The organism is Micromonospora sp. NPDC049523, from assembly GCF_040676775.1.
Classification (GTDB): domain Bacteria; phylum Actinomycetota; class Actinomycetes; order Mycobacteriales; family Micromonosporaceae; genus Micromonospora_G.
Map to the genome: position 1 here is coordinate 167502 of NZ_JBFAPP010000004.1, position 25139 is coordinate 192640.

Annotated in this window: 23 protein-coding genes; 14 read left to right on the forward strand and 9 right to left on the reverse strand. The window is 71.2% G+C overall.

Translation table 11 applies throughout. From position 1 onward, the window contains the following. Positions 1–92: 92 nt before the first annotated feature. Positions 93–902 (forward strand): DNA-formamidopyrimidine glycosylase family protein, encoded by an 810-nt coding sequence (locus AB0J90_RS07545; protein ID WP_363593214.1) that lies wholly within the window; start codon positions 93–95, stop codon positions 900–902. Positions 903–1012: 110 nt separating this feature from the next. Continuing rightward, positions 1013–2212 (forward strand): low temperature requirement protein A, encoded by a 1200-nt coding sequence (locus AB0J90_RS07550; RefSeq protein WP_363593216.1) that lies wholly within the window; start codon positions 1013–1015, stop codon positions 2210–2212. Here AB0J90_RS07550 and AB0J90_RS07555 read toward each other — a convergent pair. The 6 genes from AB0J90_RS07555 to AB0J90_RS07580 all read right to left on the reverse strand — a co-directional run bounded on the left by AB0J90_RS07555 (position 2163) and on the right by AB0J90_RS07580 (position 11095). Continuing rightward, complete coding sequence (locus AB0J90_RS07555) at positions 2163–3353, reverse strand: low temperature requirement protein A (protein ID WP_363593218.1); 1191 nt, start codon at positions 3351–3353, stop codon at positions 2163–2165. The two genes, AB0J90_RS07550 and AB0J90_RS07555, sit on opposite strands and share 50 nt — an antisense overlap. A gap of 104 nt (positions 3354–3457) precedes the next feature. After that, positions 3458–4882, reverse strand: a complete 1425-nt coding sequence (locus tag AB0J90_RS07560) for a WGR domain-containing protein (RefSeq protein WP_363593220.1) — start codon at positions 4880–4882, stop codon at positions 3458–3460. Between the two features lie 90 nt (positions 4883–4972). Next, complete coding sequence (locus AB0J90_RS07565; RefSeq protein ID WP_363593222.1) at positions 4973–6349, reverse strand: FAD-dependent oxidoreductase; 1377 nt, start codon at positions 6347–6349, stop codon at positions 4973–4975. A gap of 9 nt (positions 6350–6358) precedes the next feature. Further along, on the reverse strand, positions 6359–7606 hold the full coding sequence (locus AB0J90_RS07570) for a glutamate--cysteine ligase (protein ID WP_363593224.1): 1248 nt from the start codon (positions 7604–7606) through the stop codon (positions 6359–6361). A 216-nt stretch (positions 7607–7822) separates the two neighbouring features. Then, positions 7823–9196 (reverse strand): DUF1501 domain-containing protein, encoded by a 1374-nt coding sequence (locus AB0J90_RS07575; protein WP_363593226.1) that lies wholly within the window; start codon positions 9194–9196, stop codon positions 7823–7825. 9 nt (positions 9197–9205) lie between these two features. Continuing rightward, complete coding sequence (locus tag AB0J90_RS07580) at positions 9206–11095, reverse strand: DUF1800 domain-containing protein (RefSeq protein ID WP_363593228.1); 1890 nt, start codon at positions 11093–11095, stop codon at positions 9206–9208. A 180-nt stretch (positions 11096–11275) separates the two neighbouring features. Here AB0J90_RS07580 and AB0J90_RS07585 point away from each other — a divergent pair, with 180 nt between their 5' ends. From AB0J90_RS07585 to AB0J90_RS07600, 4 genes are all read left to right on the forward strand, one after another. Next, the gene (locus AB0J90_RS07585; protein WP_363593230.1) at positions 11276–11572 is read left to right on the forward strand and encodes a DUF6412 domain-containing protein; all 297 of its coding nucleotides are present in this window, start codon (positions 11276–11278) and stop codon (positions 11570–11572) included. 138 nt (positions 11573–11710) lie between these two features. Next, positions 11711–12463: a membrane protein insertase YidC gene (locus tag AB0J90_RS07590; protein ID WP_363593232.1), complete on the forward strand. Its 753-nt coding sequence runs from the start codon at positions 11711–11713 to the stop codon at positions 12461–12463. 88 nt (positions 12464–12551) lie between these two features. After that, positions 12552–13967, forward strand: coding sequence for a carbohydrate-binding protein (locus tag AB0J90_RS07595; protein ID WP_363593234.1), 1416 nt, complete (start codon positions 12552–12554; stop codon positions 13965–13967). A gap of 194 nt (positions 13968–14161) precedes the next feature. Beyond that, positions 14162–15598 carry a cellulose binding domain-containing protein gene (locus tag AB0J90_RS07600; RefSeq protein ID WP_363593236.1) on the forward strand — a complete coding sequence of 479 codons (1437 nt, stop codon included), beginning with the start codon at positions 14162–14164 and terminating at the stop codon, positions 15596–15598. 164 nt (positions 15599–15762) lie between these two features. Here the strand turns inward: AB0J90_RS07600 and AB0J90_RS07605 are convergent, their stop codons facing one another. Then, entirely contained in the window at positions 15763–16446 is a 684-nt protein-coding gene (locus AB0J90_RS07605; RefSeq protein ID WP_363593238.1) for a DedA family protein, read from the reverse strand. Between the two features lie 143 nt (positions 16447–16589). Between AB0J90_RS07605 and AB0J90_RS07610 the strand changes: the two genes are divergently transcribed. Together AB0J90_RS07610 and fabG are read left to right on the forward strand one after the other, a co-directional pair. Then, positions 16590–18248, forward strand: coding sequence for an alpha-amylase family protein (locus tag AB0J90_RS07610; protein WP_363593240.1), 1659 nt, complete (start codon positions 16590–16592; stop codon positions 18246–18248). A 96-nt stretch (positions 18249–18344) separates the two neighbouring features. Continuing rightward, positions 18345–19103 carry a 3-oxoacyl-ACP reductase FabG gene (gene fabG, locus AB0J90_RS07615; protein ID WP_363593242.1) on the forward strand — a complete coding sequence of 253 codons (759 nt, stop codon included), beginning with the start codon at positions 18345–18347 and terminating at the stop codon, positions 19101–19103. Between the two features lie 16 nt (positions 19104–19119). Here fabG and AB0J90_RS07620 read toward each other — a convergent pair whose 3' ends face one another. Further along, on the reverse strand, positions 19120–19482 hold the full coding sequence (locus AB0J90_RS07620) for a hypothetical protein (RefSeq protein WP_363593663.1): 363 nt from the start codon (positions 19480–19482) through the stop codon (positions 19120–19122). 82 nt (positions 19483–19564) lie between these two features. Beyond that, positions 19565–19939 (reverse strand): hypothetical protein, encoded by a 375-nt coding sequence (locus AB0J90_RS07625; protein ID WP_363593665.1) that lies wholly within the window; start codon positions 19937–19939, stop codon positions 19565–19567. A 187-nt stretch (positions 19940–20126) separates the two neighbouring features. Here AB0J90_RS07625 and AB0J90_RS07630 point away from each other — a divergent pair, with 187 nt between their 5' ends. The 6 genes from AB0J90_RS07630 (at position 20127) to AB0J90_RS07655 (ending at position 25126) form a co-directional block, all read left to right on the forward strand. Continuing rightward, complete coding sequence (locus tag AB0J90_RS07630) at positions 20127–20822, forward strand: hypothetical protein (RefSeq protein WP_363593244.1); 696 nt, start codon at positions 20127–20129, stop codon at positions 20820–20822. Between the two features lie 193 nt (positions 20823–21015). Further along, positions 21016–21921, forward strand: a complete 906-nt coding sequence (locus tag AB0J90_RS07635; RefSeq protein WP_363593246.1) for a Gfo/Idh/MocA family oxidoreductase — start codon at positions 21016–21018, stop codon at positions 21919–21921. A 91-nt stretch (positions 21922–22012) separates the two neighbouring features. Further along, positions 22013–22141 (forward strand): hypothetical protein, encoded by a 129-nt coding sequence (locus AB0J90_RS07640; protein WP_363593248.1) that lies wholly within the window; start codon positions 22013–22015, stop codon positions 22139–22141. A gap of 211 nt (positions 22142–22352) precedes the next feature. Next, positions 22353–23144 (forward strand): ErmE/ErmH/ErmO/ErmR family 23S rRNA (adenine(2058)-N(6))-methyltransferase, encoded by a 792-nt coding sequence (gene erm, locus AB0J90_RS07645; RefSeq protein ID WP_363593668.1) that lies wholly within the window; start codon positions 22353–22355, stop codon positions 23142–23144. A gap of 306 nt (positions 23145–23450) precedes the next feature. Then, the gene (locus tag AB0J90_RS07650; RefSeq protein ID WP_363593250.1) at positions 23451–23861 is read left to right on the forward strand and encodes a hypothetical protein; all 411 of its coding nucleotides are present in this window, start codon (positions 23451–23453) and stop codon (positions 23859–23861) included. 8 nt (positions 23862–23869) lie between these two features. Beyond that, a complete protein-coding gene (locus AB0J90_RS07655) occupies positions 23870–25126 on the forward strand; it encodes an erythromycin esterase family protein (RefSeq protein WP_363593252.1) in 1257 nt (418 codons plus the stop codon). The last annotated feature ends 13 nt before the right edge of the window (positions 25127–25139 follow it).

Consider the following 25139-nt stretch of genomic DNA (forward strand, 5'->3'; position numbering starts at 1 on the left):
GCCATGGCCGGGGGGACACTGGCCTCGCCCGACACGGACCCGGCGACGGGGGCCGGGGCGGGTGAGACGGTGGGCGTCTAGGCTTGTCGGTCATGCCCGAGGGACACACCATCCACCGGCTCGCGGCCCGCCACCGGGCGCTCTTCGCGGGCGACAAGGTGCTGGTCGACAGCCCTCAGGGCCGGTTCGCCGAGGGCGCCGCCCTGCTCTCCGGCACCGTGCTCGACGAGACCGAGGCGTACGGCAAGCACCTGCTGCACCACTACGCCAACGGCGTCAGCCTGCACGTGCATCTGGGGCTCTACGGCAAGTTCGCCGACGGCGACGGTGAGCCCCCGGCACCGGTGGGCCAGGTCCGGCTGCGGCTGCGCAGCGACCGGCACTGGCTGGAACTACGTGGTCCGACCGCCTGCGAACTGCTCACCCCGCCCGAGGTCGACGCGCTGCGACACCGGCTCGGCGCCGACCCGCTGCGAGCCGACGCCGACCCGGACCCGGCGTACGCGCGGATCGGGCGCAGCCCGACACCACTCGCCGCGCTGCTGCTGGACCAGACGATCGTGGCCGGCACCGGGTTGATCTTCGTGACGGAGGCGCTGTTCCGGGCCGGGACACATCCGCGTACGCCGGGCCGGCAGTTGACCCGTACCGGCTGGACGGCGCTCTGGATCGACCTCGTTGCGCTGATGCGTACGGCGGTGGGCACCGGCCGGATCGACACCGTGCACGACCGGCACCTGCCGGAGGCGATGGGCCGCCCACCCCGGGTCGACCGGCACGGCGGCGAGGTGTACGTCTACCGCCGCGCCGGCCAGCCCTGCCACGTCTGCGGTACGTCTATCCGTCAGGACGAACTGGTCGGCCGCAACCTGTACTGGTGCCCGACCTGCCAGCCCGGCTAGCCGTTCGGCTGTCTGATCACTCCGGGTTTTGTATGTTCGGAGGTGATATCAAGACAGCCAGGGTGCCAGCGCCTCCTCATCCGGTCCGGCGTGCCTAGGAGGCGTACGCCGTGACGTCGAGTCCGCTACCCCGGATCCTCCGCAAGGGTGACGAGCCCAAGTACCCGACGTTCCTGGAACTCTTCTTCGACCTGGTCTACATCTTCATCCTCTCCCGGATCGCGGGAGCCCTGGCCGCCAACCCCAGCCCGGTCATCGCCGCACGGATGGCGGTGGTGCTGCTCGCCGTGTGGTGGGTCTGGGTGCTGACCGCGTGGCTGACCGACCTGTTCAACCCGCAGTTGCCGATCATCCAGGCCACGGTCCTGCTGGTCATGTTCGGCACCCTGGTCATGGCGGTCAGCACGCCGCGCGCCTTCGGCGAGCAGGGATGGATCTTCGTCATCGGCTACTTCGGCATCCACATCGTGCGAGACGCGGTGCTGATCCCCGGCACCCGGGTGAACCCGGCAATCCAGGCCCGGAGCATCCGGGTCTTCTTCTGGTTCGGCGTCACCGGCCCGCTCTGGGTGGCCGGAGTGCTCGTCGACGGTACGGCCCGGCTGGTGCTCTGGGCCGTCGCGGTGGCGCTGGATCTCGGCTCGGCCCGGATCGGCTGGCCGACGCCGAGGCTCGGGCGGACGGAACTGGCCAGCCAGATCTTCACCGGCACCCACCTCGCCGAACGGCACCGGGAGATCTTCATCATCGCGCTCGGAGAACTGATCCTGAGCATCGGCATCCAGCTCTCGTCCAGCGGCTACCAGGCTGGTCGGGTGGCGGCCTGCGCGGTGGCGTTCGCCAGCGCGGTGCTGCTGTTCCAGATGTACTTCCACCGCGTCCGGCAACTGATGGCGCCGCGCAACGTCGCCCTGGTGGAGCGGGTCCGGTCCGGCACCTCCACCTCGTACACCCATCTGGTCATGGTGGCGGGGGTCGTGGTCATCTCGGCCGGCGCCATCCTCGTCATCGGCCGCCCGTTCGGCGAGTCGCCCACGAGTTGGATCGTCGTGATCCTGGGAGGCCCCGCGCTGTACCTGCTCGGCGGCTGCCTCTTCGACTTCGTGGTGACCGGCGGGATCCTCTGGTCCCGTGCGATCGCGATAGTCGTACTCGGCGCCGTCGGGCCGGCGATGCCGCTCCTGCCACCGCTCGTCATCATGATCGTGGCGAACCTGGTCCTGCTGCTGACCCTGCTCGGCGAGACGCTGGCCCGGTGGATCAGCCCAGTGCCGGCGGCGTCGGGGACCGGCGGTGGGCCCGATTGGTGACGAGGTTCGCCACCGCGATCAGGTGCAGGATGAACATGACCGTCAGGGCCGTCTCGATCATCGACAACAGGTGGACCACGGGCGTCACCGCGCCGAGCAGGACCAGGCCGGCCGGCCGGGACCGGGACACCCGGCGGAACACGATGTAGTCGAGCAGTCCCCGGCCGACCAGGAACAGGGCCGACCCGCCGAGGATGGACACCGCCCAGGGCAACGGGGTCTCCTCGAAGGGGTGTTCGATGACGAACTGCCCGGCGGCGGCCGTACCGACGATGCCGGCCACCATGATCAGGTGGGCGACCGCGGTGAACTGGCTCAGCCGGGAGGGGTCGTCCGACCGGGCGATCGCGACGGTCATCAGCTCGCCGGCGCGGTAGATGTAGATCCGCCACAGCAGCACCGTGATCAGGAATACGACCACGAGCGACCATGCCTGGTCGATGCGTTGCGTCCTCGGCTCGCTGAAGGAGGCGCCGGCCACGAAGATCGATGTTCCGAGCGCGATGATGACGAACCTCCGGTAGCGCTCGGAGAGCCGCTCCCCGGCCAGGTGCCTTCTGCGGTGGTGGCGGCTACGCGACGTGAGGCCGGGCCAGCCGAGCACGACACCGGTGTACTCGATTCCGACCGCCACCGCCCAGAGCACCCCTCGGGCCGTACCGGTGAGCAGACCGCCGACGATCCAGCCCATCCCGGCGACGCCCTCCCAGAGCAGGACCCAGCGACGGGAGTCTGTCAGCTCCGGGCCGGGCGCACCCGTGCTCAGGTTGTAGAGGATCGACCCGAGGTGGATCAGCACGTAGGTGATCGCGAACAGCAGACCACGGCTGCCGTACGCGTCGGGCACCGCGGCCGCCAACAGCAGGCTGCCGGCCATCGCCCAGATCACCTGCGGCTGGGCCATCGGTCGGCTCAGGTCGGCCGTGCTGCCCGTCCAGGCGGTCAGCACCCAGATCAGCGTGAACGCCAGCAGCAGCACCAGGACCTGACCGGCCCCCGCCCAGGTCATCCGGTTCACCAACTTGTCGGCGAGCGAGAGCAGCGCGAAGACGTAGACCAGGTCGAAGAAGAGTTCCAGGAACGCTGGCCGTTCCGCCTCCTGCGCAGACGTCTCCGCCTCGGTGCTGCCGTCATTCGCCATCGACCACCCCGCCCCGCCCGCCCGGTCCGCCGCCGTCCAGCAATCCGACCATAAGGGGAGGAGAATGTCGGTGTGGGGCGAACCGGTACGGGCTCGGGGATCCGCTACTCGCTCAGGCGGCGGATGTCGCCGTACGCCCGGTAGAAGCCGCCACGGCCCGACTCCCGGACCTCCGGGACCAGATAGCGCGCCCGCGGCTCCCGGATGCCCTTCGGGAACTGCACCAACCAGTCCCGCCGGAAACCCGGCGAGAGTACGTGGACCCGCAGCCGCCCGCCCTCCTCGACGCACTCCACCAGCACCCCGTCGCCCGCGTCGTGGGTCACCTCGACCGTGGTCGACACCGGCACCGCCGGCATCCGGGGCGGCGCCTTCACGTCCACCACGTCCGGCACGCTGCCCTGCTCGGCCGCCCGGATCGCCGACTCGCTGGCGTCGACGCAGGCCAGCGCCCCGCTCGTGGTGACCAGGTAGAGCCGCTGCTCGTGGTACTGCATCGAGTAGGCCGACCCGCAGCCGGTGCCGAGCTTCCACAGCCGGTTGCCCGCGGCGTCGAAGCAGTAGATCGACGAGTGGCTGTCCCCGGCGAAGACGAACTCGCCGTCGGCCGAGGTGGCGCAGGAGTAGACCGGGGCGTCGCAGCGGTACGTCCGCTCCGAGCGGCCGTCCTTGCTCAGCCGCACCACCTGACTGGTGGCCGTACCGGCGTAGAGGGTGCCGGGCTCCTGCCAGCCGAACAGCACCGCGCCAGTGGGCTGGTGCCACACCTCGCGGCCGGTACGCCAGTCGTAGCTGGTCACCCCGCGCGAATGCCCGTGATGTACGGCATCCGCGTCGCAGCGCACCATCCAACCGGCCGAGCCGTTGCCCTGCCGCCGCCAGAGGAATTCGTCCTCGTGGTCGATGCTGGCGATCCCGCCGCCGGAATCGGAGACACCGAGCACGCCGTCGTGGATGTCCAGCCAGTAGATGTCGATGTCGTCGGCGATCCGGTACGCCAACCGGGGCACCTTGCCGGAGATGTCGTAGACGTTGCCGTCGTCGCAGCCGGCGTAGCGCCAGTCGTCGTCGGCGACGATGCACTTCACCCCGTCCGGCAACCGGTACTGCTGCACCACCTCGGCGTCGTGGTTCAACGCGGTGATCACCCCGTGCTCGTTGCCGACCAGACAGCCGTACCGGTCGACGAAGATGCCGAACGCCGGTGCGCCGGAGTCGTAACGCCACAGCACCGGGGCCCGCCGAGCGGTGGACCGGACACTGGCGATCTGGCGACGCGAAACGCTGCGCTTCTGTCGCTGGCCCGGCACGGCCGGGGCGTAACCCTTGCGTACCTTCTCGCCGACCTTGCGGGACGCCTCCACCCGGGCCCGCTCGGCGCTGGCGAAACTGCTCCGCTTGACCTGCCCGGTGTCACCGATCCGGCCGTACCGGATGGTCAGGTCCGGTCCGTCGACGGTCACCTCGTAGAACTTGTGCGAGGCGCCGTCGGTCTCGGACAGCTCGAGATACGTCGTCTCCTGCGGCATCGGCCGTTACCTCCGGGGGTGGCGTGACTGGCGCCGGCGGGGCACCGGGCGCATCGACCGACCACACCGTAGAGACGGGGACCGACAAACTCAGCGCAGGGGGTGCAGCTTGTCGACCGCCTTGCGGGCCGCGACCAGCACGGGATCCCAGACCGGGGAGTACGGCGGCGCGTAGCCGAGGTCGAGCATCGACATCTCGTCCACCGTCATCTTGTTCCACAGCGCCACGGCCAGCGTGTCGATCCGTTTCGCCGACTGGGACCGGCCGACGATCTGCGCGCCGAGCAGCCGGCCGGTGCCCCGCTCGGCGATCAGCTTGACCGTCATCGGGGCGGCGTCGGGGAAGTAGCCGGCGGTGTTGGTCGACTCCACGGTGACCGTGATGAACTCGAACCCGGCGATCCGCGCCTCCGGCTCCAGCAGGCCGGTCCGGGCGACCTCCAGGTCACACACCCTGGTCACGGCCGTGCCCACCACGCCGAGGAAGGTGGCGTACCCGCCGCCGATGTTGATGCCGGCCACCCGGCCCTGCTTGTTGGCGTGGGTGCCGAGCGGGATGTAGACCGGTTGGCCGGTCGTCTTGTGCAGCGTCTCGACGCAGTCTCCCGCCGCCCAGACCCCGGGTACGCCAATGACCCGCATCCGCAGGTCGGTACGGATGGCACCGGTCGGGCCTATCGGCAGGCCAGCCTCGGCGGCGAGCCGGACGTTCGGCCGTACGCCGGTGCCGAGCACGACCACGTCCGCCGGGATCGTGGTGTCGTCGGTCCGTACGCCGGTGACCCGGCCCTGTTCGGTGGTGAGCCCGGTGATGTCGACCCCGGTACGCACGTCGATGCCGAGCCCCACCAGGGCGTCGCGGACCAGCCGGCCCATGTCCGGGTCGACGGTCGACATCGGCTGCTCGCCCCGCTCGACCAGGATCACCGAGAGCCCGCGTTCGATCATCGCCTCGGCCATCTCGACGCCGATGTAGCCGCCGCCGATCACCACCGCCCGCTTCGGTTTCGGGTCTCCGTCCAGCCAGTGGCGCAGCGCCTTGCCGTCGTCCAGGGTCTGCACCCCGAACACCCCGCCCGCCTCGGTACGCGCCCAGTGGGGGACGGTCGGTACCGCGCCGGCCGCGTACACCAGGTCGTCGAAGCCCTCCCGGACCTCGCGCCCGCCGTTTTCCAGGTCCCGGGCGACCACCTCGCGGCGCTCCAGGTCGATCTTGGTGACCTCGTGCCGGATCCGGACGTCGATCTGGTGGTCCTTGCGATGCGTCTCCGGGTCGCGGGTGATCAACTCTTCGTAGTCGACCAGCCCGCTGATCCAGTACGGGATGCCGCAGGCCGAGTACGACGTGAAGTGTCCCCGCTCGAACGCGATGATCTCCAAATCGTCCCGGTCCCGGCGACGCCGTGCCTGGGACGCGGCGGACATTCCGGCCGCGTCCCCGCCGATCACGATCAGTCGGTCAGCCATGACTCATTGTCACTGCTGTGAGTCGTCGCCGCGGGTCTGCCGCGCAAGGTCGGCAACAACGTCGGAGAGTTCACCCCGGCGCGCGTACGCCGCCCGCTGCCGGGTCGCGCCGGTGCCGTCCTTGCGCAGCCGGTCCAGCAGGTCGGAGATCTCCGGCAGGTCACCGTGCCGCTCAAGTTCCGGGGTTACCTTCTCGACCAGCCTGTCGAGGAGTTGCCAGGCCGGCATGGTGCCGCCGCGTACCGGGTCGACGGCGAGCCCGTCCAGCCCGTCGTGCGCCGCCCGCCAGTGCGCGGCCGTGAGCAGGTGATGATCGATCCGTACCGGCTCGCGGCCCTGCTCGACATCGGTCAGCGCGGTGCCGACCAGCGCTCGTACCAGCCCCGCGACCAGGATCGTGTCGTCCAGGCTCGGGCAGACGTCACCGATCCGGATCTCCACCGTCGGGTAGTGGGCGGAGAGGCGGGCGTACCAGTAGACCATCCCCTCGTCGAGCAGCATGCCGGTCGCGACGAGCTGGTCCACCAGCCACTGGTAGTGCGCGTGCGACTCCAGCCAGGGGGTCGGCGCGACCGACGGCCAGCGCTCCCAGAGCATCGAACGCCAACTCGCGTACCCGGTGTCCTGCCCGTTCTGGAACGGCGAGTTGGTGGTCACCGCGTGCAGGATCGGCAGCCATGGCCGCAGGTGGTTGAGCACCTGCACCCCGGTTTCGGGGTCGGGGATGCCGACGTGCACGTGCATGCCGTTGTTGCCGGGACCGTCGACGAGCGGACCGAACTGCTCCACCATCCGATGGAACCGGGGGTTGTCGACCACCGGTGGTACCGGTCCGTCGACCAGCCCGGCGCCAACCGCCAGCAGCCGTACGCCGGCTGCCTCGGCCGCGTCGGCCAGCCCCGCGCGGAGCAGCCCGAGCGAGTGCCGCAGCGCGCCCAGTTCCAGTCCCGGCGGGCTGCCGATCTCGATCTGGCTGGTCTGGAACTCGTGCTGCACCTGACCCCGCAGGTCGTCCGGCACGTGCTCGAACACCCGGTCCACCGCAGGTACGCCCTGCCCGGTATCGGGGTCGACGAGCAGGAACTCCTCCTCGACCCCGACCGTACGCAGTCCCGCCGTCCCGGCAGGCCCGGCAGGTCCGGTTGCCTGGGGTGCGGTGCCCTGGGAACTCGTCGTGCCCTGGGAACTCGTCGTGCCCTGGTTTGCCGTGCCCTGGGGAATCGTCGCGCCTTGGGCCATCGCCACGCTGCCGGCCATCGCCACCACCCGCCGTCCATCGGTTGCCGTCGCGCCGAGATCGGCGCCTACCGACGTCGTTACCCAGCGCGGTCGTTCCGGGAAACGCCGAATCGGCGTGGCGCCACGCACTCTGTACCCGACCAGCCGCTGCCGCGGCACGATCGGGGCGCGGGAGGAGCGGCCGGAGCTGCGAAACGCTCTAACCGGACGTAAGCTGCTAGGCCCGGTCGCGGGCTAGCGGAAGACGCCGATCTCCCGGGGCTTGAGGCCGGGGAAGATGGTCTTCGGGTCGGCCACGCCCATCCGTGCCTTGAGCAACTCGGTGAGTACGTCGCGGTAGTCGTTGGCGCCGGCCAGGTCGCCCTGGTCCAACGCCGAGGCGGCGAGCCCGGGCCAGCGGCCGTGCACCTTGCCGCCGTTCATCCCGCCACCGAGCATCAGCATCAGGCCGCCGTGCCCGTGGTCGGTGCCGGAGCTGCCGTTCGCCTCGACCCGGCGGCCGAACTCACTCATGGTGACCACGGAGACGTCGTCCAGCGCCGGCCCGAGGTCGGTGGCGAAGGCGCCGAGTGCGCCCGCCAACTCGTTCAACCGGTTGCGCATGTCGCCGCCGTCCGGGCCGCCGATGTTGGTGTGCATGTCCCAGCCGCCGATGTCGACCGCGGCCACCCGAAGTCCCACCTTCGCCTTGATCAGCCGGGCCACGTCTCGTAGCTGGTCGGCGAAGCCACCGCCCGGCCACTGCGCCGTCGACTTGTAGTCCTTGCTGGCGATCTTGCGGGCGGCTGCGATCGACGCCAGGGTCTCGGTGGCCTGGGTTGCCAGCGGGTGGTCGTCCAGGCCGGTGTAGAGCGCCTTCAGCGCGGTCAGCGTGCTTGCCCGTACGCCGCTGAAGCCCTGCAGGTCGAACTCGCGGATGCCCTGGAGCACCAGCTTGTTCTCGCCACCGACCAACGAGCGGGGCAGCGCCGCGCCCTCGGCGATGGCCCGGAAGGTGGTGCCCGGACCGAGCGCGGTCAGCACCCGGTCGAGCCAGCCGGTGTGTACGCCGGTCGAGGCGGCCCCGCGTTCCAGGCAGTCCTGCGCCTGGAAGTGGCTGCGACTGGCGTCCGGCGAGGCGACCGCGTGGACGGCGGCCATCTTGCCCGACTTCCAGAACGGCTCCAGCGGGGCGAGCGCCGGGTGCAGGCCGAACCGGTCGTCCCCGGCGATCAGGGCGCCCGGCTGCACCGCGATGTTGCGGCGGGCGTTGAGGTAGTTCCGGTCACCGCGCGGCACCACCACGGAGAGGCCGTCCATGCCGCCGCGCAGGAAGACCACCACCAGCGTGCGGTTGGTGGTGGCCGGCGCACCGAAGGCGACCCGGGTGGTGGCGATCTGTCCGGCGAGGCTGGCCACGCCGACCGCACCCGCGCCGGCCATCACCCGACGCCGGGTGAAGCCGTGCCGCCAGCGGTCGCGTTGCTCGGTCAGTTCCTCGGTGACCGCCTCGGCGTGCACCCGGATCGCCGCCTCGGGCAGGTTCGGCCCGTGCCGGCGCAACTCCTCGGCCGTACGCGGGCGCGGCGCGGCGTCGTCACGCGTACCGGGAGAGTTGTCCTGCGTCATGGTCTCTCCTCAGCGCAGCGCGTGGTAGATCGAGTCGAGGAACAGCGGGGCCAGGTGTTCGATCTTGCCGCCCAGGGTGGCGTTCTTGACCGCCGTACCCTCCTTCGAGCCGAGGAAGGTCAGCATCGCCTGCTTGTCCTTGGCGCTGAGTGGCTGTTGCAGCAACCGGGCGGCGAGGGCGTCCAGGTACTGGCCGGTGGTGGGCGGCCGTTTGCCCACCAGCCCCTCCGGCTTCGGGTACGACAAACCCTTCTGCGCGCCCTGCACCAGCGCCCGGTGGCTGTTCCAGATGGCCAGGGTGGCGTGCGCCGAACGCCACGCCGCCGAGACGTCGGGGTAGCCGTTGGGTGGCACCCAACCCAGCGGCGGCTGCCCGAAGCGCTGGGTCAGCCGGTAGAGCCCCTCGATTCCGGTCCGGGTGTCCGCCCCGGGTGCCACGCCGAGCGAGCGGGCGGTGGCGACGAAGTTCTCCAGCGGACGGCGTGCCTTGAGCCCGGTGGAGATCCAGAACTCCTGGGAGCGGAACAGGACTCGCAGCACCGGGGCGATCGCGGTCCCGTTGGCCAGGTACGCCTCGGCCAGCCGCTGCACCAGGTGGTGCGGCGGGGTGTCGGCGACGAACCGGACCGCCAACTTCCGGGCGATGTTCTTCGCCGTCGCCTCGTGGGTGGCCAGATATTGCAGGTAGCGGTCGCCGAGTGCGAGTCCCTTGGGCCGGGACGGGTTCTTGTCGGTGAAGCCGAGCACCTTGACCGGGTCGATCCAGTGCCGGTCGTTCTCGTACCGGAACTCGCCCTCGTTCGTCACGGTCCGGCCCGTCATGATGTACGCGCTGTTGCGTACGTCGGATTCGGTGTAGCCACCGTCGATCCCGACCGTGTGCAGCTCCAGCAACTCCCGGCCGTAGTTCTCGTTGACCGACCTGCGGTGCGACTCGTTGTTGTTGAGGTAACGCAGCATCGCCGGGTTGCGGGCGCTGGCGGCGAGCATGTCGGAGAACTTGCCGAGCGCGTGTTTGCGGATCACCTGGCTGTCGAACGAGGTGCGTACGTCCCAGCCGCCGTCGAACGGGTTGGTCACGTTCAGGTGGTTGGACCAGAAGTCGACCATCACCTCGAAGAGCTGGCGGCTGCTCCAGAACTGGCGGGCCAGGGTGGCGTGGCCCAGCTCGTACTGGGCGGCCCAGTCGAACTCCTTGACCGCGCGCCTGATCTGCGCGGTCGTCATGCCTACGGTGGGGAACGAGGCGAGCACCTGGTCGCCGATCGGGTCCTCGACCTTGCCCGGTTCGAGCTGCCGGTCGATCCAGGCGTCGATGCCGACGGCGCGGACCGCGTCCGCCTCGGTCCGGGTCGGTCCGAAGGTGGCCCGGCGCAGCAGGTGCAGCACCGGGTCGCGGCTGAGTGGATTGGGGAAGACCGGGGTTGCCTTCAGAGCCGCCTCGGCGGCCTTGGCCGGGGTTTCGGCCAGCCCGGAGGCGCCGAAGTTGATCGACTCGCCGAGCGACTGGCTGTAGCTGGCGTCGCGGTCGGCGAAGGAGCCCGCGTCCCGGGGCGACCGGGTCGAGGTCGCCTGGTCGCTCACGGCCGCGGCGATCCCACCACCCCCACCGAGTACGGCGGCAGCCGAGCCGACCGCGCCGGTGGCGACCGCGGCGGCGCCGAGCCCGATGACCACCTGGCGGCGGTTGCGCAGCAGGTTGAACAGGGCCGGTTCGCCGGCTCGGGCGGCGCGGGCCATCGTGCCGAGCACCGGGGCCAGCCGGTTGGGCGCCCCTCGGCGTTCGGCGCCGGTTTCCCGTCGTGATGGTGCCCGGTGCCGGGACTCTCCGGTGGCCGCGCTCACGCTGGCCGCCCGGCCGTCGCGCTCCGCCAGGCCCGGCTGTTCCCGCTCGGCCATTCTGGGCGCACCTCTTCGTCGATCCGGGGGGTCGGGCGGGCGTCCGGCAGCCAGCGCCCAGCCGCACCCTAGCCAGCCTCTGAGCCGTCGCTCAACCATCGAGCCCGATTGTTAAGCCGGACCAAAGGAACCGTCGCGGGACGAGCCCGGTCCGGTGGCGCGGGTGGCTACACTGGGCCGGTGCCGGAGTCGTTGATGGTCGTCGTGAGCTGGTGGGCGTACGCCCTGGCGCACGTCGCCACGATGGCTACCCGCCCGTCCGATCTGCTCGCCGGTGCGGTGGCGATGGCCACGCTACTGGCGGTCGCGATCGCCCTGCACCTGGTCAGCGGGCCACACGGGACGGCCGGTGCGGTAGCCCGAGGGCTGACCATCCGGGACCGGGCGCGCCGGGCGCGCGTTCCCCGCCAGCTCGACCCGGACGCGGCCGGTCGGCCTCGTCCCCGAGCACCGACGGTGCTCCTCTCGGCCGCGTAGCGGCTTCACCTCCCCGCCGCCACGCGGCCGGTTCCGTCCTTCACCGTCCACATCGGACGTTGTCTCCAGGCTCCGTACCCGGTGCTGACCACACGCACCGGTGCGCCGCCTTCCCGGAATCGGACCGAGGGGTTCACCATGCTCGCCTTCGCACCACTCGACGGCGCCGTCGGCGTCGCCGCCACCATCGTCGACGCACTCGCCACGGCGGTCGCGCCACTGGCCGGCACCGCCGCGACCGCCGCCGCCGTCGTGCTCTTCACCATCGCCGTACGGCTGTTGATCGCGCCACTGACCTGGGCCCAGGTACGCGGCGAGCGGCGCCGGGCCGAACTCGCCCCGCAGATCCGCGAACTCCAGCGGCGCCACGGCAAGGACCGGGCCCGGTTGCAGCAAGAGCTGGTCACGCTGCACCGGGAGGCCGGGGCGAGCCCGGTCGCCGGTTGCCTGCCAGGGCTGCTGCAGGTGCCGTTCTTCGTGGTCATGTACCACCTTTTCACCAACGCCGGCCCGGACGACGGGGGTCCGGGGATGCTCGCCGAGCGGCTGGCCGGGGTGCCGCTCGGGCACCACGTCGCGGACGGGCTGGGTGGTGCGGCGGGGCCGCTGTTCGGCGTACTCCTGGTGTTGTTGCTGGTCCTGGCGTGGTGGACGTCCCGGCGGATGCGTCGGGACGCCGCGGTGGCCGCGGCCAACCAGCAGCCGGCTGCCGCGGAACTGCCCGGCGCGGCCGTGCTGACCCGGTTGTTGCCGCTGCTGCCGTACGGAACGGTGCTGGCCGCGCTGGTGTTGCCGCTGGCGGCGGTGCTCTACCTGGTCACCACCACCGCCTGGACGGCACTCGAACGGGCGGTGCTGCGCCGGCCGCCGGCCCAGGTGGCGACCACCTAGACATCGACAAACGTTGACATGAGTGGGTCCGGGACGTACAACCGGGGAGAGAGCGCTCTCTCATCCGTCCCGTAGAGAGGCCAACATCATGACCAGCACCGTCCCGGCTCCGGCCGGAATCACACCGAGACGCCGCAGCCTCCTGCTGCTGGCCGTGCTCACCACGATCGTCACCGTGGTGAGCACGGTCTCGGTGACCGCCCGCGCAGCCGTACCGCCGACCCCGCCCGGCTGGAGTCTGGTGTGGAGCGACGACTTCAACGGCGCCGCCAACACCCTGCCGTCGGCCGGCAACTGGATCATCGACACCGGCACCAGCTACCCGGGCGGGCCCGCCAACTGGGGCACCGGCGAGATCCAGACCTACACCAACAGCACCGCCAACGTCAGCCACGACGGCGGCGGCAACCTGCGGATAACCCCCATCCGCGCTGCCAACGGCCAGTGGACCTCGTCCCGGATCGAGACCGTACGCACCAACTTCAAGCCGCCGGCCGGTGGTGTGCTCGCCATCGAAGGCCGAATCCAGATGCCGAACGTGACCGGTGCCGCGGCGGCCGGCTACTGGCCGGCGTTCTGGGCGCTCGGTGCGCCGTACCGGGGCAACTACCAGAACTGGCCGGGCATCGGCGAGTTCGACGTGATGGAGAACGTCAACGGGATCAACTCGGTCTGGGGCGTACTGCACTGCGGCGTCGCGCCGGGCGGGCCGTGCAACGAGTTCAACGGCATCGGCACCAACCGGGCCTGCCCCGGCAGCACCTGCCAGTCGGCGTTCCACACGTACCGCTTCGAGTGGGACAGCGGCGCCAACCCGCAGCAGTTGCGCTGGTACGTCGACGGCCAGCAGTTCCACACCGTCACCCAGAACCAGGTCGGCCAGCCGTACTGGAACAACATGACCAGCCACGCCGGCTACTTCCTGCTGCTCAACGTCGCGATGGGAGGCTCGTTCCCGAACGGGGTGGCCGGTGCGACCACGCCAACCGCGGCCACCGTCTCGGGTCGGCCGATGCTGGTCGACTACGTCGCGGTGTGGAGCCGGGGCGGTGGCACCCAGCCGACCACCCCGCCGACCACCCCGCCTTCGGGTGGTGGCGGCAGCGCGTACTCGACGATCCAGGCCGAGGCGTACAACGGGCAGAACGGCGTACAGGTCGAGGCATGCAGCGAGGGTGGGCAGAACCTGAGCCACCTGGCCTCGGGTGACTGGGCCCGGTACGACAACATCGACTTCGGCGCCACCCCGGCGCGCGACTTCGTGGCCCGGGTCGCCTCCGGTGCCGCCGGTGGGGTGAGCGGCCTGGTCGAGGTACGCCTGGACAGCCCGACCAACCCGCCGATCGGCAGCTTCGCCCTGGCCAACACCGGCGGCTGGCAGAGCTGGCGCTCGGTCCCCGGCAACATCACCCCCACCACCGGCCGCCACACCGTCTACCTGACCTTCACCAGCACCCACCCCACCGACTTCGCCAACGTCAACTGGCTAACCTTCCGCCACTGACCCACCCCGCCGCCCATTCTCCCGTCGATCTTGCAGTTGTGGTTGCCGTAATACGCCTTTGGTGCCTTTTGTGTGCCACCACAACTGCAAGATCGACGCTATCCGAGGGTGGGGTCTGGACAGAAACAGTTAAGAGTCTTAATAATTGGCCAACTGTTGATGGGTGCCGATGGCTTGATGACGTGGAGGACTGCGTGAAGCGCTCCAGAACTGTGCTCCTGTCCCTTGTCGCGTCGCTGGTGGCGGCGTTCGGGGCGGTCTGGGTGGCGATGCCGGCGTTCGCCGCCGGCCCGACCGCGACCTTCGTGAAAACCTCCGATTGGGGCTCCGGCTGGGAGGGGAAGTACACCATCACCAACGGCGGCACGACCGCCATCCCGTCCTGGAGCCTGGCCTTCGACCTGCCCGCCGGCACCAGCGTCGGGACCTTCTGGGACGCGCTGATGACCTCGTCCGGCCAGCGCTTCACCTTCACCAACCGATCCTGGAACGGCAACCTGGCCCCGGGCGCGTCGGCGTCGTTCGGGTTCGTGGCCAGCGGTCCGGGCAGCCCCGGCAACTGCACGTTGAACGGCGCGTCCTGCGGCGGCGGCACCACGCCGACCACGCCACCGACCACGCGCCCGCCGACGACTCCGCCCACCACGCCACCGACCACCCCGCCCACCACCCGCCCGCCGACCACGCCACCACCCACCACGACCCCGCCGGTCACCCCGCCGCCCAACTCGCCGCTGCCGAAGCACTTCCTCACCGGCTACTGGCACAACTTCGACAACCCGGCGGTCGAGCTGCGGCTGCGCGACGTACCGAACGAGTACGACCTGGTCGCGGTCGCCTTCGCCGAGGCCACCAGCACCCCCGGCGCGGTCACCTTCGGCATCGACCCCGGCCTGTCCAGCGCGCTCGGCGGCTACACCAACGCCGACTTCACCACCGACGTGCAGACGCTGCACTCGCGGGGCAAGAAGGTGATCCTGTCCGTCGGCGGCGAGACCGGCCGGGTGGCGGTCAACGACGCCACCTCCGCGACCAACTTCAGCAACAGCGTCTTCAACCTGATCCAGCAGTACGGCTTCGACGGCGTCGACATCGACCTGGAGAACGGGCTCAACCCGACGTACATGGCACAGGCGTTGCGCAGCCTGCGGAGCAGGGTCGGCGCGAACCTGATCATCACGATGGCACCGCAGACCATCGACATGCAGTCCCCGACGGTCGGCTACTTCAAGCTCGCGTTGGACATCCGGGACATCCTCACCGTCGTACACACCCAGTTCTACAACTCGGGGTCGATGCTCGGCTGCGACCAGCAGTTCGCGTACAGCCAGGGGACGGTCAACTTCATGACCGCGCTCGCCTGCATGCAACTCGAGGCCGGACTCCGGCCGGACCAGGTGGCGCTCGGACTGCCCGCCGGACCCGGCGCGGCCGGCGGCGGCATCGTCGCACCGGCACTGGTCAACCAGGCGCTCAACTGCCTCGCCCGGGGCACCAACTGCGGCAGCTTCGTGCCGCCGCGCACCTACCCCGGCATCCGTGGCGCGATGACCTGGTCGATCAACTGGGACGTCTCCAACGGCAACAACTTCGCCCGTACGGTCAAGCCGCACCTGGCCACGCTGCCGTGACCTCCGGGGCCGCACCGACGGCGTTCACCTCCATCACCGCCCAGGACTGACGACCGGTAGCCCCCGGCACACGGCCGGCCCGGCACCGACCCAGGGCCCGCAACCAGGGCGCGCGGGACGAGTGGCTGATCAACGGCGATCAGCCGCTTGTCCCGCGTACGGGGTCAGTGGGCCGGCGTACGTTCGGTGTGGTCCCGGCCCTCCTGCTGCCGGGAGCGGCGGCGACGCAACCGCTTGACCACCCAGGACGAAACCACGAGTACGAACCCGGCGAGCAGCGCCAGGTCGAACCAGGTGCTGTACCGGTCGACCTGCTGCCAGCGCGAGCCGAGCGCGAAACCGAGTCCGACGAAAATCGAGTTCCAGATACCGCTGCCCAGCGTGGTCAACGCCAGGAACCGACCGATCGGCATGTGGTTGGCGCCGGCCGGCACCGAGACGAGGCTGCGCACCACCGGCACCATCCGACCGACCAGCACCGCCCAGTTGCCGTACCGCTCGAACCAGCGGTCGGCCCGGTCCAGGTCGTCCGCGTCGACCAGCGGGATCCGGTCCAGCCAGTGCCTGAGGCGTTCCTCGCCCAGGGCCGCGCCGACCCAGTAGAGCGCGAGCGCGCCGACCACCGAGCCAGCGGTCGCCGCGATGCCCATCACGATCACGTTGGCGCCGCCCTCGGCCGCCAGATAACCCGCGAGCGCGAGCACGATCTCGCTCGGCACCGGCGGCACGATGTTCTCCAGGGCGACCAGCAGGCCGACGCCGAGCGGGCCCAGCGCGTCGATGACCGAGGCCACCCAGCCCGTCAGCCCGCCCATCTCGGTCGGCTCCGCCTCGGTGGTGACCAACATCGACACCGCTCCCTCCGTCGTCCCTCAACCCGCCGGACGGGCGCCTGTCGGAGAATCCCTACCCATCTCGATCCACTTCTACACCCGCCGGCCTGACCAGGGGTTCGTTTGCCGCTACGGCGTACCGGATAAGGGAGTCGGGCATGGGCGACCGGTGGTATTCCGAGGCAGTCGTCTACTGCCTCGACATTGACACGTACGCGGACACGGACGGCGACGGGGTCGGTGACCTGCGCGGGCTGATCGGGCGGCTGGACTACCTGGCCCGGCTCGGGGTCACCTGCCTCTGGCTGCACCCGATCCACCCGTCGCCGAACAAGGACGACGGCTACGACGCCACCGACTTCTACAACGTCGACCCGCGCTTCGGCACCCTTGGTGACTTCGCCGAACTGCTGCACCAGGCCCAGAACCGGGGCATCCGGGTGATCATCGACCTGGTGGTGAACCACACCTCGGACGAACACCCCTGGTTCCAGTCGGCCCGGTCGTCGCCGGACTCGCCGTACCGGGACTGGTACGTCTGGTCGGACGAGGCGCCGCCGGACCGTAAGCAGGGCATGGTCTTCCCCGGCGAGCAGGACGAGACGTGGAGCTACGACCGGACCGCGAAGGCCTGGTACTACCACCGGTTCTACAGGTTCCAGCCGGACCTGAACATGGCCAACCCGGCGGTCCGCGAGGAGATCAAGAAGATCGTCTCGTTCTGGCTCCAGCTCGGCGTCTCCGGATTCCGGATCGACGCGGTGCCGTTCATCATCGAGCTGACCGAGCCGGGCAACCCCGACTCACCCAAGGACTTCGAGTTCATCACCGAGCTGCGTCAGCACGCCCAGTGGCGGCGGGCCGACGCCGTACTGCTGGCCGAGGCGAACGTCGAACCGGCGCAGCTCGTGCACTATTTCGGCGACCGGGGCGGCTCCGCCAACCGGCTGCACATGCTCTTCGACTTCATGCTCAACGGGCGCCTGGTGCTCGCCCTGGCCCGGCAGGACCCCGAGCCGATCATCGAGGCGCTGCGGGACACCCCCGAACTGCCGTACGGCGGGCAGTGGGCCACCTTCCTGCGTAACCACGACGAGATCGACCTGTCCCGGCTCACCGCCGAGCAACGCGACCAGGTGTTCGAGCAGTTCGGCCCGGACGAGGGCATGCGCCTCTACGGCCGGGGTATCCGGCGGCGGCTCGCCCCGATGCTCGGCGGCGACCGGCGGCGGATCGAGCTGGCGTACGCGTTGCAGTTCTCGTTGCGCGGCACGCCGGTCCTCCGCTACGGCGAGGAGATCGGGATGGGGGAGGACCTGTCGCTGGACGGCCGGGACGCGATCCGTACCCCGATGCAGTGGTCCTTCCAGCCGAACGCCGGCTTCTCCACCGCCGCGCCGGAGGCCCTGATCCGCCCGGTCATCTCCGGTGGCGAGTACGGCTACGAGACGGTGAACGTGACCGCGCAGCGGCACGACCCGGGTTCGCTGCTGTCCTGGTTCGAGCGGATGATCCGTACGCTGCGGGAGGCTCCGGAGGTCGGCTCGGGCCGGTGTACGGACCTCGACCGGGTGATGCCGCCGGGGGTGCTGGCACACCGGGCCGATGGTCCGACCGGGACGATGCTCTTCCTGCACAACCTCGGTACGTCCGACGCGGTGGTCGACCTCGGCGACCTGTACGCCGAGGCGGAACTCCCCGGTGACGTCCTCGCCGACCAGGAGTACGCCCCGGTTGGCAAACTCGACGCGCTGGCGGTCGCCGGGTACGGCTACCGCTGGATCCGGCTGCACCGCGGCCAGGGCCTGCCGGGGTGAGCCTGGCTCGGGAGTGGCGGCGTCGCCGGGAGCGCCCAACTTGCCGGCGTCGGGGTTAAGCTCCTCCGACCGAGCGTAAGTTACCCGGAGGTAGACATGTCGGAGCAGTCCCGAGTCGCCGTCGTCACCGGTGCCGCCCGAGGCATCGGAGCGGCCACCGCCCAACGGCTCGCCGCCGACGGCCTGGCGGTCGCCGTGGTCGACCTCGACGAGTCCGCGGCCGGAGCCACAGTGGAGTCGATCGTCGCGGCCGGCGGTCGGGCACTCGCCGTCGGCGCCGACGTGGCCGACCGGGAACAGGTGCAGGCCGCGGTCGAGCGGATCGCCGCCGAACTCGGCGCGCCCGCCGTACTGGTCAACAATGCCGGGGTGCTCCGGGACAACCTGCTGTTCAAGATGACCGACGCGGACTGGGACACCGTGCTGGGGGTGCACCTGCGGGGCGCGTTCCTGTTCACCCAGGCGACCCAGAAGTACATGGTCGAGCAACGCTGGGGGCGGATCGTCAACCTCTCCAGCACCTCCGCCCTGGGCAACCGGGGCCAGGCGAACTACGCCGCGGCAAAGGCCGGCCTGCAGGGCTTCACCAAGACCCTGGCGATCGAGCTGGGCCCGTTCGGCATCACCGCGAACGCGGTGGCGCCCGGGTTCATCGTGACCGACATGACCGCCGCGACCGCGGCCCGGATCGGGGTCGACTTCGCCGAGTTCCAGCGGCTCGGCGCGGCCGAGATCCCGGTCCGCCGGGTGGGTCGCCCGGAGGACGTGGCGCACACCATCTCGTTCCTGGCCAGCGAGGGCGCATCCTTCGTCTCCGGCCAGGTGATCTACGTCGCGGGCGGCCCGCGCGACTAGGCCGGGGCCGCCGTGGTCAGGCCGCTTCGCGGGTACGGCGCAGCCAGAGCAGGCCGAGCACCGGCAGCACCAGCGGGATGTAGCCGTACCCCTGGCCGAAGCCGGACCAGACCGTGTCGTCCGGGAACAGCGCCCGGTCGAGCAGGCTGGTGGCGCCGACCGCGAGCACCCCGACGAGTTCCACCGTGCAACAGACCAGTGCGGTACGGCGTCCGCCGGGGCCGCCCCTGGCCAGCCCGACGGTGGCCACGATGTAGACCACCGCCGCGAACGCGGAGAGCAGGTACGCCACCGGCGCCTCGTGGAACTTGGTGGCGATCTGCAGGGTGGCCCTGGAGGTGGCGGCGATCGCGAACAGGATGTAGACCGCGATCAGCACCCGACCCGGCCCGGAGTTCGTACGCCGGGCCGGCGGCTCCCCGGCCGTCGATGCCTCGGTCTCGGACGTGCCCGTCGACGGTTCAGCCACCGGTGACCTCCCATGTCTGCTGGAGCCGTACCACCACGACCGGGATGACCAGGCAGACCACGGTCACGATCACCGAGCCCCAGCGGGTCGGCTCCATCCGGGCCAGCACCCCGGCCAGTGGCGGCAGGCAGACCAGGGTGACCAGGTAGCCGAAGAAGGTTCCCGGCTCGCCCGGATGCTCGCCGCCGGCCCACGCGGCGAGCGCCAGGCCGGCCAGGACGAGCAGGCTCGCCTCCACGATCGCCAGGCTGACCAGGTGGGTCAGGTCCGGCGGCCGGTTGCGCAGCGTCGTGATCAGGCTCCACCCGGCGAGTACGAGCGAGAGCACGATCGTCACCGTCACCAGGGAGCCGTTCACGCCCGACAGCCTAGTGAGCCGGTCACGGCCCCTCCGACCTGCCCACCGACCATCCGTCACGGCTGGTCACGCCATCAACACGCGTCTATCATCGGTCCGGTTGGGCACCGGTGGGGCCGTACCGGCTCCGATCGGCGTCGGGCGGCATTCCGGGTAAGGCTCCGGTTGGGCGACACGGACCGTGGGGAGCAACGGCGTGGGCGCGACGGGTGTGTGGGCGTTGCTGATGGCGGGCGGTTTTGTCGTGCTCGCCCTGCTCGGGCTGGCGGTGCTGGCCGACCACTCCCGTACCCCGCGTCCCGACCTGGCCCGACTGCGCGCGGAGGCCGACGAACTGGCCGCGCACGCCGCCCAGGCGCAACTCGACGCGGCCGCGGCGGCTGAGCAGGCGGTCCTGGCGCGGGCCGAGGTAGCGGTGGCGGAACAGGCCAGGGACGCCGCCTGGACCGCCCAGGAGACCGTCGAGCAGGCGTACGACCGGGCCTGGCAGGCGGCGCTCGCCGGCAGGCAGGCGGCCAGGGTGACCGACGGCGCGGCGTCCGACGACGAGGACCGGGAACGGGCGGTGTCGCGGGCGGCGCTCTCCGCGTACCGGCGTGGGGACATCTCGGTGCAGGAGTTACGTGAGGTGTTCCGCCGGTCCGGGGACTGGGACCCGGCGCAGGAGGAGCGGGAGCGGGCGGCCGAACGCTGCCGGATCGAGCAGGGCGCCGCCCGGCGGGCCCACGACCGGGCCGCGGCCGGGCTGCGGCGGGCCGAACAGGCGGCCAGGGTTGCCGAGGTGGCCGCGGAGGCGCTGGTCGACGAGGCGGCCGAATCTGCGGCCGAGGCGGACGAGGCCCTGCTGACCGTGCAGCGGCACACCGCCCGTCGCCGCCTCTTCCGCCGCTAGCCGCCGCCTTCCCCGCCGGTCGGCAAAGGCCCCTCGGGCAACCGGAAACGACGGGAAGGGGCCGTCCCCAACCGGCGGTGTGGGGCCGACCCGGGGTGTTGGGGGGTTGGTGAGGCGCTAGGTTAACCACGGTGGCCGGGTACGGACGGGCATCGGCGCTACCCGGCTGGCGGGGCGAGGAGAGGAGCCGGCGTTGCTACGGTTCGGGCTGTTCGGCACGGGTCACTGGGCCGCCGAGACACACGCGGCGGCGCTCACCGCGCACCCGAAGGCGCAACTGGCCGGCATCTGGGGCCGTGACCACGACAAGACCGAGGCACTCGCCCAGCGGTACGGCGTACCCGCCTTCGACGACGTGGACGCGCTGATCGACGCGGCCGATGCGGTCGCGGTCGCGCTGCCGCCGGACATCCAGGCCGACATCGCGGTCCAGGCCGCCATCGCCGGCAAGCACCTGCTGCTGGACAAGCCGCTGGCGCTGAGCCTGCCCGACGCCGAACGGGTGGTCAGCGCCACCGCCCGGGCCGGGGTGGCGTCCCTGGTCTTCTTCACCAACAGGTTCCACGCGAACGTCGCCGGCTTCCTGACCGCGACCGCCGCAGCCGGCGGCTGGTACGGCGCCCGCGCCACCATGTACGCCTCGATCTTCGAGCCCGGCAACCCGTACGGCGCGTCACCCTGGCGGCGGGAGCGGGGCGCGCTCTGGGACATCGGCCCACACGCCCTGTCGATCATCGTGCCGGTGCTCGGCCGGGTGACCCAGGTGGCGGCGCTGGACGGCCCCCGGGACACCGTCCACCTGCTGCTCGCCCACGCCACCGGTGCCACCAGCACCCTCTCGCTGACCCTGAACGCGGCACCGGCCGCCCGCGCCTTCGACTTCGTCTTCTACGGCGAGAACGGCGTCGAGCGCGTGCCGAGCGGGGACGGCACCGCCGTACAGGCGCTCTCGCTGGCCCTGGACCAGTTGGTCGAGGACGTCGACTCGGGGGCTCGGAACAACCTGTGCGACGTCCGGTTCGGCCGCGAGGTGGTGGCCGTACTCGACGCCGCCGAGGCGGCCCGCAGGCAGAGCCGTACGGTCCGGCTGCCTGGCTGAGCCGGCGAGATCGCTACTGCGGGGGACGGCCGGTCGAGCCGTCGGCGGAAATCGGTTGCCGGGGATATCGGCCCTGGTTAGCGTGGCCGCCATGTGCACGTTCACGCATGCCCTGATCAACGTGGCCGCTACGTCGGCCGCGTGGGGCCCGCTCCTGGCGTCCCGCCCGCGAGTCCGGCGTACCGCCCTGGCCTGCCAGGACGAGCCCGCCGCCGCCTGATCTTTCTCCGCTGCGCCGCGTTCGCCGCGCACGCCCAGGGCCACCCGAGTCCAGATCCCGCTCGGACAGGCCCCGATTCGTGTTGTGCCTGTCCGGATCGCTGCCCGGTGCACCTGCACCGCGGCGGCAGACAAGGACACCGGCCGTGGCATCTCGCCAACCCGTCAAGAAATCGCTCCAGACACACCAGGCACAGCAGCCGCACCGACCGGTGCGGAAGGCCGAACGCGACCGCTCCCGTCGGGCGCTGTCGCAGAACTTCCTGCACCATCCCGAGGCGATCCGGCAGATCGTGCGTACCGCCCGACCCGGGCCGGACGACCTCGTGGTCGAGGCCGGCGCCGGACGGGGGGTGCTGACCCGGGCGCTGGCCGAACAGTGTGGCCAGGTGCTGGCGTACGAGATCGACCCGTACCTGGTCCCGGTGCTGGCCGACGCCTGCGCCCCGCTGGGGAACGTCACCTGCCTGGCCGAGGACTTCCTGGCCGCGCGGGCACCCGACCGGCCGTTCTCGGTGGTGGGGAACATCCCGTGGGCGTTGACCTCCGGGATGGTCGACTGGTGCCTGCGGGCGCCCCGGCTCACCTCGGCGACCCTGCTCACCCAACTCGAGTACGCCCGCAAACGCACCGGTGACTACGGCCGGTGGAGCCGGCTGACCGTACTGACCTGGCCGTCCTTCCAGTGGCGGTTGGCTGGCAGGGTGCCCCGGGCGGCGTTCCGTCCGGTGCCCCGGGTGGACGCGGGGATCCTGCGGCTCGACCGGCGTACCACCCCGCTGGTGGCGTCGGCGCTGCTGCCGGCGTACCAGCGGCTGGTCGAGCGGGGTTTCGGTGGCGAAGGCGGCTCGCTGTACGGGTCGCTGCGCTGGCACTACCCCAGGGCGCGACTCGATGCCGCCTGCCGGGCCAGCCGGCTGGCCGTCGACACCCCGGTCGGCTACGTCTGGCCGGAGCAGTGGCTCGCCCTGTTCCGCCTGCTCCAGCCGGCCAATCGTCGGTGACGGGACCGGACAACCGGCGCTGACCTTGCCGGCCAATCGTCGGTGACGGGACCGGGCGACCGGCGCTGACCTTGCCGGCCAATCGTCGGTGACGGGACCGGGCGACCGGCGCTGACCGAGGCGGGCGACCGGTACTGGCCGGGGTGCGGCAGGCATTGCCGGAGCGCCGGCCGTCAGGACCGCGTAGCGATCTTGCCGGCCGGCGTATGGGCTCCGTCAGGCGGCTGCCACCAGGGCGTACACCCACGCTTTGCTCGTCCGTGGGGTCGCCGGGCGCGGCGAACCGAGGTACGGGAAGGAGCGGCCATGGACCCGGAGCGCGGTGGTCGGACGGATCGTCCCGGGGTCCCGCCGGCACCGTTCGGCATCTGCCTCGGCGGTGGGGCGGCGCTGGTCGTCGCCGCGACCTGCCTGGCCGCCGCGCTCTTCCCGGCGTCCGCACCCCTGGCCCGGTTGCTGGTGGTCGCGGTGGTGGTCGGTGGGTTCGCGGCGGTCGTACCGAACCCGCGGGTGGACGTCGCGGTGACCCTGCTCGGCTTCCTCTGCTTCTCCGGCTTCCTGCTCGACCGGTACGGCGAACTGCACTGGCACACCGGTCACAGCGGCGGCTACCTTCTGCTGCTCGCCGCCGCCACGGTGCTGGGGGCGGCCCTGGGCGCGGTCCGGCGGGCACTGGCGGGCCGCCGCGCCCGGTTTGTCGCCCCGTTGTCCGGGTAGGCCCGGACATGCAGGTGCACCGGCTCGGGGGACCGGGCGACTTCGATCCGTTGCTGGAGCACGTCGGCCGCGCCCGGGTGGTGATGCTGGGTGAGGCGAGCCACGGCGGGCACGACTACTACCGGCTGCGGGAGCAGTTCACCCGCCGGCTGATCGCCGAGCACGGCTTCGACTTCGTCGCGGTCGAGGGTGACTGGCCCGACTGCGACCGGGTGCACCGGTCGGTGACCGGCGCGCCGGACGGCGACGCGGACCCGCAGGTCGCGTTGGAGCGGTTCGAGCGCTGGCCGACCTGGATGTGGGCCAACGCCGAGGTGGCCAGGTTCTGCCGGTGGCTGCGGGCCTGGAATCTGGACCGGGCGGAGCCGGAGCGGGTCGGCTTCCACGGGCTCGACGTGTACAGCCTGTGGGACTCGATGCAGGCGATCTTCGACTACCTGGGCGAGGACGACCCGGACGCGCTGGCTGCCGCGCGCGCCGCGTACCGCTGCTTCGAACCGTACGGACAGCAGGTCGAGGAGTACGGGCTGGCCAGCCGGTTCGTCTCGGCGAGTTGCGAGGACGAGGTGGTGCGGTTGCTGGCCGCCGTCCGGGCCCGCGCCGCCTCGGACGGCGCGGACCGGTTCGCCGCCTGGCAGAACGCCGAGGTGGTGGCGGGCGCGGAGCGCTACTACCGGGCGATGGTGGCCGGTGGCCCGCAGTCGTGGAACGTACGCGACACGCACATGGCGGACACGCTGGACCGGCTGTTGGAGCGGTACGGGCCGGACACCCGGGCGGTGGTCTGGGCGCACAACACCCACATCGGGGACGCGCGGGCCACCGACATGGCCGAGGCCGGAATGATCAACATCGGCCAGTTGGCCCGGGAGCGGCACGGGGACGACGCGGTGTCCCTGATCGGCTTCGGCGGCTACCAGGGGACGGTGGTCGCCGCGCCACGCTGGGGGGCACCGGCCGAGATCATGACCGTGCCGCCGGCCCGACCCGGCTCGCTGGAGGACCGGATGCACGGCATGCTGCCCGAACGGGCACTGCTCGTGCTCTCCCACGGCGACCGGCCGGACTGGCTGAACGAAACGGCCGACCACCGGGCGATCGGGGTGGTCTACGACCCGTCGTTCGAGCAGTGGGGCAACTACGTACCGACCCGGTTGGCGGACAGGTACGACGCGTTCATCTGGTGCGACCAGACCACCGCCGTACACGAGTTGCAGGCCTTCGCGGAGCCGGGCGAGCTGGAGACGTACCCGGCGGGGCTCTGAGGCCGACCCCGCG